13 protein-coding genes and 1 other RNA gene are annotated in these 16,471 nt (G+C 65.8%); 8 read left to right on the top strand and 6 right to left on the bottom strand.

The window, feature by feature from the left end; genetic code table 11:
- Positions 1-49: 49 nt before the first annotated feature.
- Together VSO01S_RS07450 and VSO01S_RS07445 are read right to left on the bottom strand one after the other, a co-directional pair.
- A complete protein-coding gene (locus VSO01S_RS07450; protein WP_068641174.1) occupies positions 50-1,648 on the bottom strand; it encodes a methyltransferase regulatory domain-containing protein in 1,599 nt (532 codons plus the stop codon).
- A gap of 48 nt (positions 1,649-1,696) precedes the next feature.
- Positions 1,697-2,437 (bottom strand): sulfite exporter TauE/SafE family protein, encoded by a 741-nt coding sequence (locus tag VSO01S_RS07445; RefSeq protein WP_068641173.1) that lies wholly within the window; start codon positions 2,435-2,437, stop codon positions 1,697-1,699.
- Positions 2,438-2,669: 232 nt separating this feature from the next.
- Between VSO01S_RS07445 and VSO01S_RS07440 the strand changes: the two genes are divergently transcribed.
- Entirely contained in the window at positions 2,670-3,068 is a 399-nt protein-coding gene (locus VSO01S_RS07440; RefSeq protein WP_068641172.1) for a VOC family protein, read from the top strand.
- A 93-nt stretch (positions 3,069-3,161) separates the two neighbouring features.
- On the opposite strand, the gene ssrA is transcribed toward VSO01S_RS07440, so the two are convergent.
- From ssrA to ompA, 4 genes are all read right to left on the bottom strand, one after another.
- Positions 3,162-3,548: a transfer-messenger RNA gene (gene ssrA, locus VSO01S_RS07435) on the bottom strand.
- A 29-nt stretch (positions 3,549-3,577) separates the two neighbouring features.
- Positions 3,578-4,270, bottom strand: a complete 693-nt coding sequence (locus VSO01S_RS07430; RefSeq protein ID WP_068641171.1) for an HAD-IA family hydrolase — start codon at positions 4,268-4,270, stop codon at positions 3,578-3,580.
- Entirely contained in the window at positions 4,267-4,995 is a 729-nt protein-coding gene (gene ubiG, locus VSO01S_RS07425) for a bifunctional 2-polyprenyl-6-hydroxyphenol methylase/3-demethylubiquinol 3-O-methyltransferase UbiG (RefSeq protein WP_068641170.1), read from the bottom strand. Before ubiG ends, VSO01S_RS07430 begins: the two co-directional genes overlap by 4 nt.
- A 116-nt stretch (positions 4,996-5,111) precedes the next feature.
- Positions 5,112-5,756: an outer membrane protein OmpA gene (gene ompA / locus VSO01S_RS07420; RefSeq protein WP_068641169.1), complete on the bottom strand. Its 645-nt coding sequence runs from the start codon at positions 5,754-5,756 to the stop codon at positions 5,112-5,114.
- Positions 5,757-5,983: 227 nt separating this feature from the next.
- On the opposite strand from ompA, the gene gyrA reads away from it, so the two are divergent.
- From gyrA to rpsA, 7 genes are all read left to right on the top strand, one after another.
- Positions 5,984-8,626, top strand: coding sequence for a DNA gyrase subunit A (gyrA, locus tag VSO01S_RS07415; protein WP_068641168.1), 2,643 nt, complete (start codon positions 5,984-5,986; stop codon positions 8,624-8,626).
- Entirely contained in the window at positions 8,623-9,192 is a 570-nt protein-coding gene (locus VSO01S_RS07410) for a DUF2059 domain-containing protein (protein ID WP_068641167.1), read from the top strand. Before gyrA ends, VSO01S_RS07410 begins: the two co-directional genes overlap by 4 nt.
- A gap of 50 nt (positions 9,193-9,242) precedes the next feature.
- Positions 9,243-10,310: a 3-phosphoserine/phosphohydroxythreonine transaminase gene (gene serC / locus VSO01S_RS07405; RefSeq protein ID WP_068641203.1), complete on the top strand. Its 1,068-nt coding sequence runs from the start codon at positions 9,243-9,245 to the stop codon at positions 10,308-10,310.
- 5 nt (positions 10,311-10,315) lie between these two features.
- Positions 10,316-11,434 (top strand): prephenate dehydratase, encoded by a 1,119-nt coding sequence (gene pheA / locus VSO01S_RS07400; RefSeq protein WP_068641166.1) that lies wholly within the window; start codon positions 10,316-10,318, stop codon positions 11,432-11,434.
- A 13-nt stretch (positions 11,435-11,447) separates the two neighbouring features.
- Complete coding sequence (locus VSO01S_RS07395; protein WP_068641165.1) at positions 11,448-12,332, top strand: prephenate dehydrogenase; 885 nt, start codon at positions 11,448-11,450, stop codon at positions 12,330-12,332.
- Between the two features lie 59 nt (positions 12,333-12,391).
- A complete protein-coding gene (locus tag VSO01S_RS07390; protein ID WP_068641164.1) occupies positions 12,392-14,509 on the top strand; it encodes a bifunctional 3-phosphoshikimate 1-carboxyvinyltransferase/cytidylate kinase in 2,118 nt (705 codons plus the stop codon).
- A 213-nt stretch (positions 14,510-14,722) separates the two neighbouring features.
- Entirely contained in the window at positions 14,723-16,411 is a 1,689-nt protein-coding gene (gene rpsA, locus VSO01S_RS07385) for a 30S ribosomal protein S1 (RefSeq protein WP_068641163.1), read from the top strand.
- Positions 16,412-16,471 lie beyond the last annotated feature (60 nt).

Here is a 16,471-nt window from a genome sequence, read left to right as displayed (position 1 = left end):
CTCTCCTGGATGTCGTTCTTGAGGTTGGGAAGTACCGCCCGAATGGAGATCAGGCGGCGGTCAACAAGCCCTTTCGCCTCAAGTCCTTGAGGGCCAGGGCCACCTGTTGTCGGGTGAAGTCGCGCAGCGCCTCGTCGTCGGTGAGGGGCTGGTCGTCCTTGATGAAGCGCAGGCGCTCGGCGCGCGCCTCGTCGGCCAGGAAGTCGGCCAGCGCCTGGTGCGAATGGCCGCCGTCGAGCAAGGGCAGCAGGCAGCGCTCGATCACCGACAGCGGGACCTGCTCGTGCCACTGGTTGCAGGCCTGCGCCTGCGGCCCCGATGCCAGCGCCAGATCGGGCGCGCTGCGCACGCTGGCCAGGGCACGCGGAAATTCCGCCACGTGCACCGCCGCATCCACCGGCGCGCGGCGAATCCGCACCGCGCCCAGGATCAGCAGTTCTTCCAGCATGGCCATCACGAAGGCGTCGACCTGCGCGCGGGGCTCGCCGGTGCGCTCGGCCACCGAGGTGATCAACGCATCGACGCCCACCGAGGCCGGATAGCGCTCGTCCAGCACCAGTGCCACCGCCTTGTGCACGGGCAGACGCAGCGTGACCTTGAGGTTGCGCAGCGCATGGCACGGTTGCTCACGCGCGTCCAGCGTGAGCGCGCCGCCGTCTTCGGCGAAGAAGACGCCGGCATATTCGAGCTGGCGCAGGCGATCGGGGTCGAGCCGGTAGCGGATCTGGCTGGCGCGCTCCTGCCGCACCAGCAGGCTCTGGCGGAAGGACCGGTTGACCAGGAAGTCCAGGTACTGCTCCATCATCACCTGGCTGCCACCGCATTCGCGAAGCAGCGGTGCCCGTACCTGCTCGCCGTAGTTCTGCACGAACATGGTGGCCGGCTCCGCATCGGCGAAATAGGCCAGGCCCGCCTGGTTGGCGCGCGCCACGAACTCCTTGAAATAGCAGGGCGAATTGCACGGCTCGAGGAACTCGTGCATGAGGTAGGAGGGGCTGGCACTGCGCACGACCGGCATCATCTCCTCGAGCGTGGCCTTGAGCACGCTGCCCGGGCGGGCGGACTGGTCCAGGAACTCGAGCATGCCGCGCGCATAGGAAAGCTTCTCGCCGGGCTCGTCGCGCGGCCCGCCGCGCAGGATCATCGCGTCGCGCACGATCTCGCGCGACTTCCAGCCCGGGTGAACGTTGTAGCTGATGTAGGCCACACCCTGGGGCGCCAGGTTGCGCGAGCACACGCGCAGGATGGCCTCCTGCACGGCAGCCGGCACCCAGCTGTAGACGCCGTGGCAGATGATGTAGTCGAACTGGCCGAAGGCCTCGTCGATTGCGGCGATGTCGAACTGGCGCAGCCGCAGGTTCGACAGTCCTGCGCGGTCCACCGCCGCCTGGCCCTGGCGCGTCTGCACCGCGGACAGGTCCACGCCCACCACAGTGGCTTCGGGAAATCGTGCAGCCAGCGGAATCAGGTTGCCGCCGGAGGCGCAGCCGAGTTCCAGCACACGGGCCCTGGCAGGCGGCGGAACATCCAGTCCGAACAGAAAGGCGATCGCCTCCAGGTGCTCTGCCGCCGTCTGCGGAAACGGGTGCGATTCGTAGGGCACCTCGTCGTAGTAGTTGCTGAGCTGGCTGGTGACTGAATCCGGCATGGTGATCTCAGGCGCTGGAGGGGTTCGCAACTATAAGGCGGCCTTTGCTCAGCCTCTTGCCCGCCACAGCAATGCAAGGGCCCCGACGACGACGATCAGTTCCATGAACCACGCGTGAACCCCTGCCGGAATGCGGCGCAGCAAGGCCCGCGCGAGGAAGGCGCCAGGGGCCGTGAACAGGCCGACCAGCAGGCCGAGGACGGCCAGTTCCAGATCGAGTGCGGAGAGCCGGCCGAAGAGCACGACCTTGGCAGCGCCCATGATCACGGAGACGACAGCGTCCGTCGCGACGAGCGCGCTGCCGGACAGTCCGGCGGACATGAGGATGGAGATGAGAAGGACGCCGGCACCGGTCACGCCGCCGTTGACGAAGCCGAAGCCTGCGCCCGCGCCGACTTCCACCGCCGGCGGAAACCGGCGGCGGGACCGGTGAAGAAGGCGGCGAAGCGGCACGCTGGCCAGAAGGAATGAACCCAGCAGCACCGCGACCCACTTCGAACTCAGCAGCGTGTAGCCGTAAGCCCCGGCCAGGCATGCGGGCAAGCCGAGCACGAGGATGCGGCGTGCATGCGCCCACTGAATGTCCTGCCAGAACGCCAGTACGCGGCTGCCGTTGTTCAGAAGCATGGCAACCGCCATCACGGGAACGACGTTGACGACGCCGACCAGCGGAACCAGGAAGACCGGAAGCACAAGGCCCGTTCCGAAGCCGGAGAGTCCTCCCAGCGTCGATGCGGCCAGCGCGACGGCGCAAGCCAGCGCGAGTTGCCAGGGGTTGTCGGCGAGCATCGAGGGGCTCGGACGTTCAGCCGTGGCGTCGGTCAGTCATGGTCCGCCGCGACTTCGTAGAGCATGACCACCTTCACGAGACGCCTCCGATCGGTGCGAGAGAGAGGGGCCATGCTATCCCACGCCGAGTGCCACACGGACCTGGGAGGGGCAGATGAACGGCTCAACCCTGCCGGCAGTAGATGCTCTGGCAAGGTCTAGAGTGGTCTGCAGTCCCCAAGGAGATCTCACTATGAAGCTCAACGCACTCATGGTCCGCTACATCGTGGACGATGTCGACGCGGCCATCGCGTTCTACACGAGGAACCTGAGGTTCGAGGTCACGGCCCAGTCGGGCCCGTACTTCGCGATCCTCTCGCGCGAGAACATGCAACTCGTGCTCAGCCCGCCCAAAGGCCCGGGCGGTGGCTCACAGCCCATGCCCGACGGCAGCAAGCCCGAGCCCGGCGGGTGGAACCGGATCATCGTGCGAACCAGCGACCTCGATGGGGAAGTGAACGCCCTCGAGAAGGCCGGCGTCTCGTTTCGCAACGAGATCGTTTCAGGTCCAGGCGGCCGGCAGATCCTGCTGCAGGATCCGTCAGGAAATCTTGTCGAGTTGTTCGAGCCCGCACCTGACTCGGGATCGTGAGTCGTGCAGCGCAAGGTGTGCGGACCCATGCGCACGCGGTGCTGAAGCAAAGAAAAAATCCCGGCCGCCGAAAGCGGCCGGGATCTTGTGTGCTGGTGGAGCTGGGGGGATTCGAACCCCCGTCCGCAAGCCTTCCTCGCGCAGTTCTACATGTTTAGCGATCTGATTTGGATCTCGCCACCGGCGTCGCGCAGTCGCACGCTACACCGGCCGCCAGTGCCCTATTGTCTTGCCCCGACCCAAGGCACCCGGATCGAAGCCAGCCTATGTGAATAACCTTGCAGCCGGGAGGCGCCGGATTGCTCTAGCGCCCCCTTGCCCAGCCCATAGGCCAACTGTTGCAAGGCTCACTGGTTATTAAGCAGCGAGTGCGAAACGTTCGTCGTTTGCAGTTAGTTTGTTTGAATCTGTTTTACGAGCGCATTCAGCTCGACATGCCCCGCTGCGATTCCGAACCCACGTCGAAACCAATGCAGCCCCAGGAACTGTCTATTTTAGGGCTTGGCGCACTATTTAAAGAGCAGCTCGCCTGAATTTGCCGACGCGATCAGGGTTAAGAGCGCGCCGGGACTGGAAATGCTGGCATCGGCCTGCCACAACTCGGTGTCCGCCCGATCGCCCAGGTAGCCGTAGGTCGCCGCCACGGTGCGCATGCCGGCAGCCCGGCCCGCCATGACGTCGCGCTCGTCATCGCCCACGAAGAAGCAGCGTTCCGGCAGGACGCCTAGACGCCGCGCAGCCTCGAACAAGGGCTCGGGATGGGGCTTGGCGAAGGGCGTGGTGTCGCCGCACACGAGCGCCCCCGAGGTAGCGAACATCGGCATCGCGGCAGTCAGCGGCACGGCGAAACGCACCGACTTGTTGGTCACCACCCCCCAGCGCAGGCCTTGCTGCGACAGTTGGTCGATCAGCTCCACGACCCCGTCGAAGGCCCGCGTGCGTACGGTCATGGCCCGCTCGTAGTTGACGAAGAACTCTTCGCGCAGTTCCGGAAAGTCCGGATGCTCAGGCGTGATACCGAAGGCCACGCCCAGCATGCCCCGCGCGCCCGAGCCGGCCATGGGGCGGTAGCGATCCAAGGGCAGGGATGCCATGCCGCGGTCGGTGCGCATCTTGTCGGCGGCTGCACCCAGGTCGGGCGCGCTGTCGATGAGCGTCCCGTCGAGGTCGAACAGCACCGCATCGAAGGATCGTTCGCTCATGCGCCCACCGCCTGCGGCCGCTGCGTGGCGAACATGTAGTTGACGCTCGTGTTGTCGCTGAGCCAGTAGCGCCGCGTGAGCGGGTTGTATTCCATGCCACGCGTGTGCCGCAGGTCCAGGCCGGCGGCGCGGCAGTACGACGCGAGCTCGCTCGGGCGGATCAGTTTCCTGTATTCATGGGTGCCCTTGGGGAGCATGCCCAGCACGTACTCCGCACCGACGATGGCAAAGAGAAAGGACTTGAAGTTGCGGTGGATGGTCGAGAAGAACACCCAGCCGCCCGGCTTGACCAGTTCGGCGCAGGCCTTGACCACGGACGCCGGCTCCGGCACGTGCTCCAGCATTTCCATGCAGGTGACGACGTCGAAGCTGGCGGGCTGCTCCGCCGCCAGTGCTTCCACGGCCACATGGCGGTACTTGATGTTCTGGGTGCCGGCCTCCAGCGCATGAAGCTGCGCCACCTTCAAGGCCTTGTCGGCCAGGTCGATGCCCAGCACCTGGGCGCCTTTTCGCGCCATGGAATCCGCCAGGATGCCGCCGCCGCAGCCCACGTCGAGGGCGCGCTGGCCGGCCAGCGGCGCCATGCCGTCAATCCATTCCAGGCGCAACGGATTGATTTCGTGCAAAGGCCGAAACTCGCTTTCCATATCCCACCAGCGATGGGCAAGCTCGGAAAATTTCGCCAATTCGGCCGGATCGGCGTTCACGTTATTGCTGCTGCTCATTCTTCGGATTATGAATGGGGGCCCATCGCGGGAAAACAATGAAAAAGCCCCGCACGAGCGGGGCCCCTGAAGCAAAAAACCCCGCCGGAGCGGGGTTAGTTGTAAATCCTTTCGGATTACTTGGTGGCTTGCGTGCCAACCACTTCGATTTCCACGCGACGGTTCTTGGCGCGGCCTTCCTTGGTGCGGTTGTCCGCAACAGGCTGCTTCTCGCCCTTGCCTTCGGTGTAGACGCGGTTGCGTTCGATGCCCTTGCTGACCAGGTAGGACTTGACGGCTTCAGCACGGCGAACCGACAGCTTCTGGTTGTAGGCGTCCGTACCGATCGAGTCGGTGTGGCCCACGGCGATGATCACTTCCAGGTTCACGCCACGGATCTTGTTGACCAGGTCGTCCAGCTTGGCGCGGCCTTCGGGCTTGAGCACAGCCTTGTCGAAGTCGAAGAAGGCGTCAGCAGCGAAGGTCACCTTCGAAGCCACGGGAGCGGGAGGTGCAACCGGAGCGGGTGCGGGAGCCGGAGCGGGAGCAGCGGCGGGAACCAGAGCGCCGTCGCAACCCACAGCAGCCGTTGCGGGCGTCCAGTTCGCATCGCGCCAGCACAGTTCGTTGGTGCCGTTCTTCCAGACCAGTTCGCCCGTACCGTTCTGCCAGTTGTCGATGGCGGGACCGCCGTTCGCGGCGGTGACACGGGTCTGCGCGCCGGCGGCAGTGGCGAGCGCAGCGACTGCAAACATCATCGCCACTTTATTCAGTTTCTTCATGGTTCTCCTCTTGGGGAAAAAGCCGCAGCCGCGCTGCGAAACAAGGACGCTTTAAGTGACCACCACCCAAAACGCTGGAACGATTGTGCCATAGGGTCTTTAGCAAACAGGTCGGATACGGGGGGCCAATCGCCCCTCAAAGGCCGAATACGGCCCCATCTGTTGCTGCGCTGCTACACCTGCGAGGGCGTAAAATTTCGGGTCCTTGCCTGCTGGCCCTCCCCTTCATGACCTCGTTCGCCAAAGAAACTCTACCCATCAGCCTCGAAGAGGAGATGCGCCGCAGCTATCTCGATTACGCGATGAGCGTGATCGTCGGGCGCGCGCTTCCCGACGCCCGCGACGGCCTCAAGCCGGTGCACCGGCGCGTGCTGTACGCCATGCACGAGCTCAACAACGACTGGAACCGCCCCTATAAGAAGTCGGCGCGTATCGTGGGCGACGTCATCGGTAAGTACCACCCGCACGGCGACCAGTCCGTATACGACACGATCGTGCGCATGGCGCAGGATTTCTCCATGCGGCATATGCTGGTTGACGGCCAGGGCAATTTCGGCTCAGTCGACGGCGACAACGCCGCGGCAATGCGCTACACGGAAATCCGCCTGGCGAAGATTGCGCATGAAATGCTGGCCGATATCGACAAGGAAACCGTCGATTTCGGGCCGAATTACGACGGCAGCGAAAAAGAACCGCTGGTATTGCCGAGTCGCCTGCCCAATCTGCTGGTCAATGGCTCGGGCGGTATTGCGGTGGGCATGGCCACCAATATTCCGCCGCACAACCTGGGCGAAGTGGTGGATGCATGCCTGCATTTGCTGGCCAATCCGCAAGCCACCATCGACGAGCTGATGGAAATCGTGCCCGCGCCCGATTTCCCCACCGCCGGCATCATCTACGGCATCAACGGCATCAAGGACGGCTACCGCACCGGCCGCGGCAAGGTGGTCATGCGCGCCAAGGTGCACTTCGAGGACATCGACCGCGGCCAGCGTCAGGCCATCGTGGTCGACGAGCTGCCCTACCAGGTCAACAAGAAGACGCTGCAGGAGCGCATGGCCGAGCTGTGGCGCGAGAAGAAGCTCGAGGGCATCAGCCACATCCAGGACGAATCCGACAAGTCGGGCATGCGCCTGGTGATCGAGCTCAAGCGCGGCGAAGTGCCCGAGGTGGTGCTCAACAACCTGTACAAGCAGACGCAGATGCAGGACACCTTCGGCATCAACATGGTCGCCCTGGTGGACGGCCAGCCGAAGCTGTGCAACCTGAAGGACCTGGTCGAGGTCTTCCTGCAGCACCGCCGCGAAGTGGTCACCCGCCGCACGGTGTTCAACCTGCGCAAGGCGCGCGACCGCGGCCATGTGCTGGAGGGCCTGGCGGTGGCGCTGGCCAACATCGACGACTTCATCGCGATCATCCGCAACGCCCCCACCCCGCCAGTGGCCAAGGCCGAGCTGATGGCCCGCAGCTGGGACAGCAAGCTGGTGCGCGAGATGCTCACCCGCAGCCGGGCCGACGGCGGCACCATCAATGCCGACGACTACCGCCCCGAAGGCCTGGAAAAGGAGTTCGGCATGGGCGGCGACGGCCTGTACCGCCTTTCGGACACCCAGGCCCAGGAAATCCTGCAGATGCGCCTGCAGCGCCTCACGGGCCTGGAGCAGGACAAGATCGTGGCCGAGTACAAGGAAGTCATGGCGGAGATCGAGGACCTGCTCGACATCCTGGCCAAGCCCGCGCGCGTGTCCATCATCATCGGCGAGGAACTCACCGCGGTGAAGCAGGAGTTCGGCAACACCAAGCTGGGCGCGCGCCGCAGCCAGATCGAGCACAGCGCCTACGACCTGTCCACCGAAGACCTGATCACGCCCACCGACATGGTGGTGACGCTCTCGCACAGCGGCTACATCAAGAGCCAGCCGCTGGGCGAATACCGCGCGCAAAAGCGCGGCGGGCGCGGCAAGCAGGCCACGGCCACGAAGGAAGACGACTGGATCGACCAGCTCTTCATCGCCAACACGCACGACTACATCCTGTGCTTCTCCAACCGCGGGCGCCTGTACTGGCTCAAGGTGTGGGAAGTGCCGGCCGGCTCGCGCGGCTCGCGCGGGCGCCCCATCGTCAACATGTTCCCGCTGCAGGAAGGCGAGAAGATCAACGTGGTGCTGCCGCTCACGGGCGACAAGCGCACCTTCCCGGCCGACCAGTTCGTCTTCATGGCGACCTCGATGGGCACGGTGAAGAAGACGGCGCTGGACGAATTCAGCAACCCGCGCAAGGCCGGCATCATTGCCGTGGACCTGGACGACGGCGACTTCCTCATCGGCGCGGCGCTCACCGACGGCAAGCACGACGTGATGCTGTTCTCGGACGGCGGCAAGGCCGTGCGCTTCGACGAGAACGACGTGCGGCCCATGGGCCGCAACGCGCGAGGCGTGAAGGGCATGACGCTGGAGGAAAGCCAGCGCGTGATCGCCATGCTGGTGGCCGAGGACGAGCAGCAGAGCGTGCTCACGGCCACCGAAAACGGATTCGGAAAACGTACAAATATTACCGAGTACACCCGTCATGGCCGCGGAACCAAGGGCATGATTGCGATTCAGCAGAGTGAGCGCAACGGCAAGGTCGTTGCCGCCACCCTGGTGCACGCGGACGACGAGATCATGCTGATCACCGACAAGGGCGTGCTCGTGCGTACACGCGTCGCGGAAATCCGCGAACTCGGACGAGCCACCCAAGGTGTGACGCTGATCGGCCTGGACGAAGGCTCCAAGCTCAGTGGTCTGCAACGCATCGTCGAGAACGACGCCAACGGCGACACCGAAACGGGTGCCGACGACACTTCAACTTCTACGGAGAACCCTCAGTGAACAAGATCAAACTTGCCGTGCTGGCTGCTGCCCTCACCGCTTCTTCCTTCAGCTGGGCACAGGACGGCAAGGCCGCGCTGATCAAGCAGTTCCTCGACCTGCAAAAGCCCGGCATCGAGGCGCTGTCGCGCGCCCTGGTGCAGCAGGCAAGCGACCCGATCGCTCAGGCAGGCTCCGGCTATCTGCAAACGCAGGTTCCCGCCGAGAAGCGTGAAGCCGCCGCCAAGGCCGCCGATGCCGAACTGAAGAAGTACTTCGACGAGTCCTACCCGATCGTGCGCGACAAGGCCCTGCAGGCTGCGCCCACCACGCTGGGCCCGATCCTGGAGCAGAACTTCTCCGAAGAAGAACTCAAGCAGCTGGTCGCCTGGATCAGCTCGCCCCTGGCCAAGAAGTACCAGGACCTGAACCCGCAGATGCAGACCGCCCTGACCAAGAAGGTGGTCGAGGACACCCGCGCCACCATCGAGCCCAAGATCCGCGCGCTGGACACCAGCGTGGCCAAGGCCCTGGGCGCCCCCACCGACGGCGGCAAGGCCCCGGCCAAGGCGCCGGCGAAGAAGTGAGCGCGGCCAAGGGCCCGCGCCCCTACAACTTCTCGGCAGGGCCGGCGGCCATGCCGGAGGCGGTGCTCGAGCGCGCCGCCGCCGAAATGCTCGACTGGCAGGGCAGCGGCATGGGCGTGATGGAAATGAGCCATCGCGGCAAGGAGTTCGGCGCCATCCTGGCCCGGGCCGAGGCCGACCTGCGCACGCTGCTGGCCATTCCGCAGCACTTTCACGTGCTGTTCATGCAGGGCGGCGGACTGGGCGAGAACGCCATCGTTCCGCTCAACCTGTCGCGCGGCAAGACCGTCGACTTCGTGGTCACCGGCTCCTGGAGCCAGAAGTCGGCCAAGGAAGCGCAGCGCTACTGCACCGCGCATGTGGCGGCCAGCAACGCCGACAACGGCCACACGCAGCTGCCCGATCCGGCCGGCTGGCAGCTGAGCGACGGTGCCTCGTACGTGCATCTTTGCTCCAACGAGACCATCCACGGCGTCGAATTCCAGCAGTTGCCCGACCTGGCCGCGCTGGGCAGTTCGGCACCGCTGGTCATCGACTTCTCGTCGCACGTGGCCTCGCGCAGCGTCGACTGGCGCCGTGTCGGCCTGGCTTTTGGCGGTGCCCAGAAGAACATCGGCCCCGCGGGCCTCACGATCGTGGTGGTGCGCGACGACCTGCTGGGCCATGCCCTGGAGATCTGCCCGAGCGCGTTCAACTACCGCACCGTGGCCGACAACCAGTCCATGTACAACACCCCGCCCACCTGGGGCATCTACATGGCCGGTCTCACCTTCCAGTGGCTGCTCGAGCAGACGGAAGGCGAGCTCACCGGCGTGGCCGCCATGGAGGCGCGCAACGTCGCCAAGGCGAAGCTGCTGTACGACTTCATCGACGGCTCGGCCTTCTATTCGAACAAGGTGGCGACAGCGTGCCGTTCGCGCATGAACGTGCCCTTCTTCCTGGCCGATGACGGCCGCAACGAGGCTTTCCTGGCGGGCGCACGTGAAGCCGGGCTGCTGCAGCTCAAGGGCCACAAGTCCGTGGGCGGCATGCGCGCGAGCATCTACAACGCCATGCCGCTGGCCGGCGTGCAAGCGCTTGTGGGGTACATGCGAGAATTCGAGCGACTCCACGCTTGAATCGCATGACCTCCCCCGCCGCGCCTACCCCTCCTTCCGACCCTTCCTCCAGCCTGGCCGATCTGCGCGTGCAGATCGACTCGCTGGACCAGCAGCTGCTCACGCTGCTGAACCAGCGCGCGCACGTCGCCGAACAGGTGGGCGAAGTCAAGAAACGCGAAGGCACGCCCTACTTCCGCCCGGACCGGGTGGCGCAGGTCATCGAGAAGATGACCAGGAGCAACCAGGGCCCGCTCAAGGGCTCCCATGTCGCGGCCATCTGGCGCGAGATCATGTCGGCCTGCCTGGCCCTCGAATCGCCCCAGCGCGTGGCGGTGCTCGGCCCCGAAGGCACCTTCTGCGAACAGGCGGCCATCGAGTACTTCGGCGGCGCGGCCGACCTCATCTATTGCGCCAGCTTCGACGAGGTGTTCCATGCCACCACCAGCGGCAGCGCCCAGTACGGCGTGGTGGGCGTCGAGAACTCCAACGAAGGCGTGGTCACGCGCTCGCTCGACATGTTCCTGCACTCGCCGACCCACGTGGTGGGCGAGGTCAGCCTGCTGATCCGGCACAACCTGCTGCGCAAGGAGAACTCGCTGGAAGGCATCGAGGCCGTGCTGGCGCACCCCCAGGCCCTGGCGCAGTGCCAGGCCTGGCTGGCCAAGCACCTGCCCCATGCGGAACGGCGCGCCGTCTCCAGCAATGCCGAAGGTGCGCGGCTGGCCGCCACCAACCCCGCCTGGGCGGGCCTGGCCAGCGAACGCGCGGCCACCCAGTACGGCCTGCACATCGTGGCGCACGCCATCCAGGACGATGCGTACAACCGCACCCGCTTCTCCATCATCACGCTGCCGAGCACGCTGGCCATGCCGCCGGCCTCGGGCCACGACTGCACCAGCCTGGTGGTGTCGGTGCCCAACAAGCCCGGCGCGGTGCACGACCTGCTGGTGCCGCTGAAGACGAACAACGTCTCCATGACGCGCTTCGAGTCGCGCCCGGCACGCACGGGCCAGTGGGAGTACTACTTCTACATCGACCTCGACGGCCACCCGTCGCAGCCCCATGTGGCTGCCGCGCTGGCCGAACTGAAGCAGCTCTGCGCCTTCTACAAGGTCCTGGGCGCCTATCCGGTCAAGGCTTGAAGGCGACAGCGCAATGTTCGAGCAACTGGGACTGATCGGCTGCGGCCTGATGGGCGGCTCGTTCGCCCTGGCGCTCAAGCGCGCCGGGCTGGTCAAGCGCGTGGTGGGCTACAGCAAGTCGCCCTCCACCACCGAACGGGCCAAGCAGCTGGGGGTGATCGACGTGGCCGCGCCCTCGGCGCTGATGGCGGTGTCGGGCGCCGACCTGGTGCTGCTGGCGGTGCCGGTGGCCGCGACCGAAGCCACCTTCAGGGCCATCCGCCACGGCATCGGCGCCGAGACGCTGGTAATGGACGTGGGATCGACCAAGAGCGACGTCATCGAGGCCGCGCAGCAAAGCCTGGAAGGCAAGCTGAAATGCTTCGTGCCAGCGCATCCCATCGCTGGCAAGGAAGTGGCGGGCATCGAGCATGCCGAGGCCGATCTCTTCATTGGCCGCCAAGTGGTGCTCACGCCCATCAAGGCCACCCTGCGCTCCAACGTGCAGCGCGCCGCGCAAGTCTGGACCAGCGTCGGCGCCCACGTGAGCCAGATGACGCACCAGGCGCACGACAGCGCCTTTGCCGCCGTGAGCCATCTGCCGCACCTGCTGGCCTTCGCCTTCATGAACGGCATTGCCTCCCAGCCGGAGGGCGACACCTTCCTCGAACTGGCTGGCCCCGGGTTCCGCGACTTCACCCGGATCGCCGCCGGCGAGCCCACGCTGTGGCGCGACGTGCTGCTGGCCAACCGCGAGCAGGTGCTGCGCCAGTCGCAGTTCTTCCGTCAGGCGCTGGACGAACTCGAGACCATGATGCGCACCGACAACGTCACCGACCTGGAGCAGGCCATCACCGCGGCCAGCCAGGTGCGCGGCGAGTGGCGCCTGGGCAGCAGCACCGAATCGCCCGACGCTTGAACGAAGAATCCCCACGAAGGCGCTGAACGAAGCCCTCGCCTTCACGAGGCACTCCCTCCATGTACGACATCGCTTTCCTCGACCTTCCCGCGCTGCGCGCCGCCGGCGGAACCGTGCAGTTGCCCGGCTCCAAGAGCATCTCCAACCGCGTGCTGCTGCTGGCGGCCCTGGCGCAAGGCACGACCGAGGTGCACGACCTCCTGGATTCGGACGACACCCGCGTGATGCTGGCCGCGCTCGCGCAGCTGGGCTGCGGCGTCGAGCAGCGTTCGGGCATCACCCGCATCACCGGCCTGGGCGGGCAGCTGAAGGAAGGCGCCCGGCAGGCCGAGCTGTTCCTCGGCAATGCGGGCACCGCCATGCGTCCGCTCACCGCGGCCCTCGCCCTGCTGGGCGGCGAATTCAAGCTCAGCGGCGTGCCGCGCATGCACGAGCGGCCCATCGGCGACCTGGTCGACGCGCTCATCGGCCTGGGCTGCCGCATCGACTACCTGGGCAACCCCGGTTTTCCGCCGCTGCAGATCCACCCCGTGCCGCTGGACGAGCTGAACCTGTCGCAGCCGATCCGGGTGCGGGGCGACGTGTCCAGCCAGTTCCTCACCGCGCTGCTGCTGGCCCTGCCGCTGGCGTCTGTGGCCCCCACGCTCCCCGCTTCGCGTGGTTCGCCGCCCCCCGAGGGGGCTGCCCCGCCTTGGGGCGGCCCGGCGGCGGGGCGCACGATCACCATCGACGTAATCGGGGAGCTGATCTCCAAGCCCTACATCGAAATCACGCTCAACCTGCTGGCGCGCTTCGGCATCCAGGTGCGGCGCGACGGGTGGAGCCGCTTCGTGATCCCGGCCGGCAGCCAGTACCGCACGCCGGGCAGCATCCACATCGAGTCGGATGCCTCTTCGGCCAGCTACTTCATCGCGCTGGGTGCCATTGCCGCGCCGGTTGCGGCGCCGGTCGCCGGGCAGGACGGCATCCGCATCGAGGGCGTGGGGGCCGACTCCATCCAGGGCGACATCCGCTTCGTCGAGGCCGCGCGGAGCATGGGCGCCCAGGTCGACAGCGGCCCCAACTGGCTGCGCATCTCGCGCGGCGCCTGGCCACTGAAGGCCATCGACCTGGACGCCAACCACATTCCGGACGCCGCGATGACGCTGGCCGTGATGGCGCTCTACGCCGACGGCCCCAGCGTCCTGCGCAACATCGCCAGCTGGCGCGTGAAGGAAACCGACCGCATCGACGCCATGGCCAACGAGCTGCGCAAGCTCGGCGCGCAGGTGGAGACGGGCACCGACTTCATCCGCATCCAGCCGCTGGCCGCGGGCCAATGGCGGGCAGCGAGCATTCACACCTACGACGACCACCGCGTGGCCATGTGCTTCTCGCTGGCGGCCTTCAACCCCGACCGCCTGCCGGTGCGCATCCTCGACCCCAAGTGCGTGGCCAAGACCTTCCCCGACTACTTCGAGACCCTGTTCTCGGTGAGCGAGCCGGTGACCGTGCCCGTGATCTGCATCGACGGCCCGACGGCCTCGGGCAAGGGCACCCTGGCGCTCGAGGTGGCCAACGAACTGGGCTACCACTACCTGGATTCGGGTGCGCTGTACCGCGTCACCGGCCTGGCCATGAGCCGTGCCGGCCTGGCGGCCACGCCGGCCGACGAGCCGCGCATCGCCGAGATCGCGCGCAGCCTGCCCCTGGACTTTTCCACCGGCCGGGTGATGCTGGGCGACGAGGACGTGACCGAAGCCATCCGCACCGAAGCCGCCGGCATGGATGCCTCGCGCGTGTCCGCCCTGCCCGCCGTGCGCCAGGCCCTGGTCGACCTGCAAAAGCGCCTGCGCCGCCTGCCGGGGCTGGTGGCGGACGGCCGGGACATGGGCACCGTCATCTTCCCAGACGCGCAACTCAAGGTCTTCCTGACCGCCAGCGCCAGCCACCGGGCCGAGCGGCGGTATAAGCAATTGATTTCAAAGGGAATTTCCGTTACACTCGACAGTCTTCGCCAGGATCTGGAGGCGCGTGATGCCCGGGACACCTCCCGCAGCACCGCCCCTCTCAAGCCGGCGCAGGATGCTCGCCTCCTGGACAACTCCGATCAAACGGTTTCTCAATCGGTCGATCAGGTGCTGGACTGGTGGCAGCAAGTGCAGCCTTTCGGGGCGGCATCGGCACCCAGGCATTGAACAGCCGGGCCGCCGAGCCATCTTGAGAAGCTGGCCCTCGGTCACCCACTGAGGGCCTACCGTCCATCGGGTCCCCACCGCGCGCCAGCGCATCGGCCCAGATGGGTTGTTCAACCAACCGGGCTCACGCCCAAACCGCCGTCTCCAGCCATAAAAACAGTCGCCGCAATTTCGCACTTGCGACTGGAAACCTGCCTGACGGAAGGAACCTCAATGTCTGAATCTTTTGCCGCCCTATTCGAAGAATCCCTGAAGCGCTCCGAAATGCGCTCCGGCGAAGTCATCACCGCCGAAGTCGTGCGCGTGGAACACAACCACGTCGTGGTCAACGCAGGCCTCAAGTCCGAAGCCTACGTGCCGATCGAAGAATTCAAGAACGACAAGGGTGAACTCGAAGTCCAGGCCGGCGATTTCGTTTCCGTGGCCATCGGCTCGGTCGAAAACGGCTACGGCGACACCATCCTGTCGCGCGACACCGCCAAGCGCCTCGCTTCGTGGATGAGCCTGGAAAAGGCTCTGGAATCCGGCGAGTTCGTCACCGGCACCACCTCCGGCAAGGTCAAGGGCGGCCTCACGGTGCTCGTCAACGGCATCCGCGCCTTCCTGCCGGGTTCGCTGATCGACACCCGTCCGATCAAGGACCTGACGCCCTTCGAGAACAAGACCCTCGAATTCAAGGTCATCAAGCTCGACCGCAAGCGCAACAATGTCGTGCTGTCGCGCCGTGCCGTGGTGGAAGCCAGCATGGGCGAAGAGCGCGCCAAGCTGATGGAAACGCTGAAGGAAGGCGCCGTGGTTCGCGGCGTCGTCAAGAACATCACCGAATACGGTGCGTTCGTCGACCTCGGCGGCATCGACGGCCTGCTGCACATCACCGACATGGCCTGGCGCCGTGTCCGCCACCCGAGCGAAGTCGTTCAGGCCGGTCAGGAAATCACTGCCAAGATCCTCAAGTTCGACACCGAGAAGAACCGCGTGTCGCTGGGTCTCAAGCAGATGGGCGACGACCCGTGGATGGGCGTTTCGCGCCGCTACCCGCAAGGCACCCGCCTGTTCGGCAAGGTCACGAACATTGCCGACTACGGCGCGTTCGTCGAGCTCGAGCCGGGCATCGAAGGCCTGGTGCACGTCTCCGAAATGGACTGGACCAACAAGAACATCGCCCCGAACAAGATCGTTTCGCTGGGCGACGAAGTCGAAGTCATGGTCCTGGAAATCGACGAAGACAAGCGCCGCATCAGCCTGGGCATGAAGCAGTGCAAGGCCAACCCGTGGCAAGAGTTCGCGCAAAACACCAAGCGCGGCGACCGCGTCAAGGGCCCGATCAAGTCGATCACCGACTTCGGCGTGTTCGTGGGCCTGGCTGCCGGCATCGACGGCCTGGTGCACCTGTCCGACCTCTCGTGGAACGAGCCCGGCGAAACCGCCGTGCGCAACTACAAGAAGGGCCAGGAAGTCGAAGCGATCGTGCTGGCCGTCGACGTCGACCGCGAGCGCATCAGCCTGGGCATCAAGCAGCTGGACAGCGACCCCTTCACCACCTTCACCTCGGTGAACGACAAGGGCCAGGTCGTGACCGGCAAGGTCAAGACCGTGGACGCCCGCGGCGCTGAGATCGACCTGGGCAACGACATCGTCGGCTACCTGCGCGCTTCGGAAATCTCCCGCGACCGCGTGGAAGACGCCCGCAACGTGCTCAAGGAAGGCGACGAAGTGACGGCCGTGGTGGTCAACGTGGATCGCAAGACCCGCAACATCCAGCTGTCGGTCAAGCAGAAGGACATGGTCGACGAGCAAGGCGCCATGGCCAGCCTGGCCCAGCAGTCGGCTCGCGAAAACGCCGGCACCACCAGCCTGGGCGCCCTGCTGCGCGCCAAGCTGGACAACAACGGCGACAAGTAAGCCGCTGCCAGGGGGACAGGGTCGGCCCGAAAGGGCTCCCTGTCCTTTTTTTATTTATAG

Source organism: Variovorax soli NBRC 106424, from assembly GCF_001591385.1.
Lineage (GTDB): Bacteria > Pseudomonadota > Gammaproteobacteria > Burkholderiales > Burkholderiaceae_C > Variovorax > Variovorax soli.
Note: the sequence above shows the minus strand (reverse complement) of the source record. Positions and strands in the feature narration are given on the sequence as shown.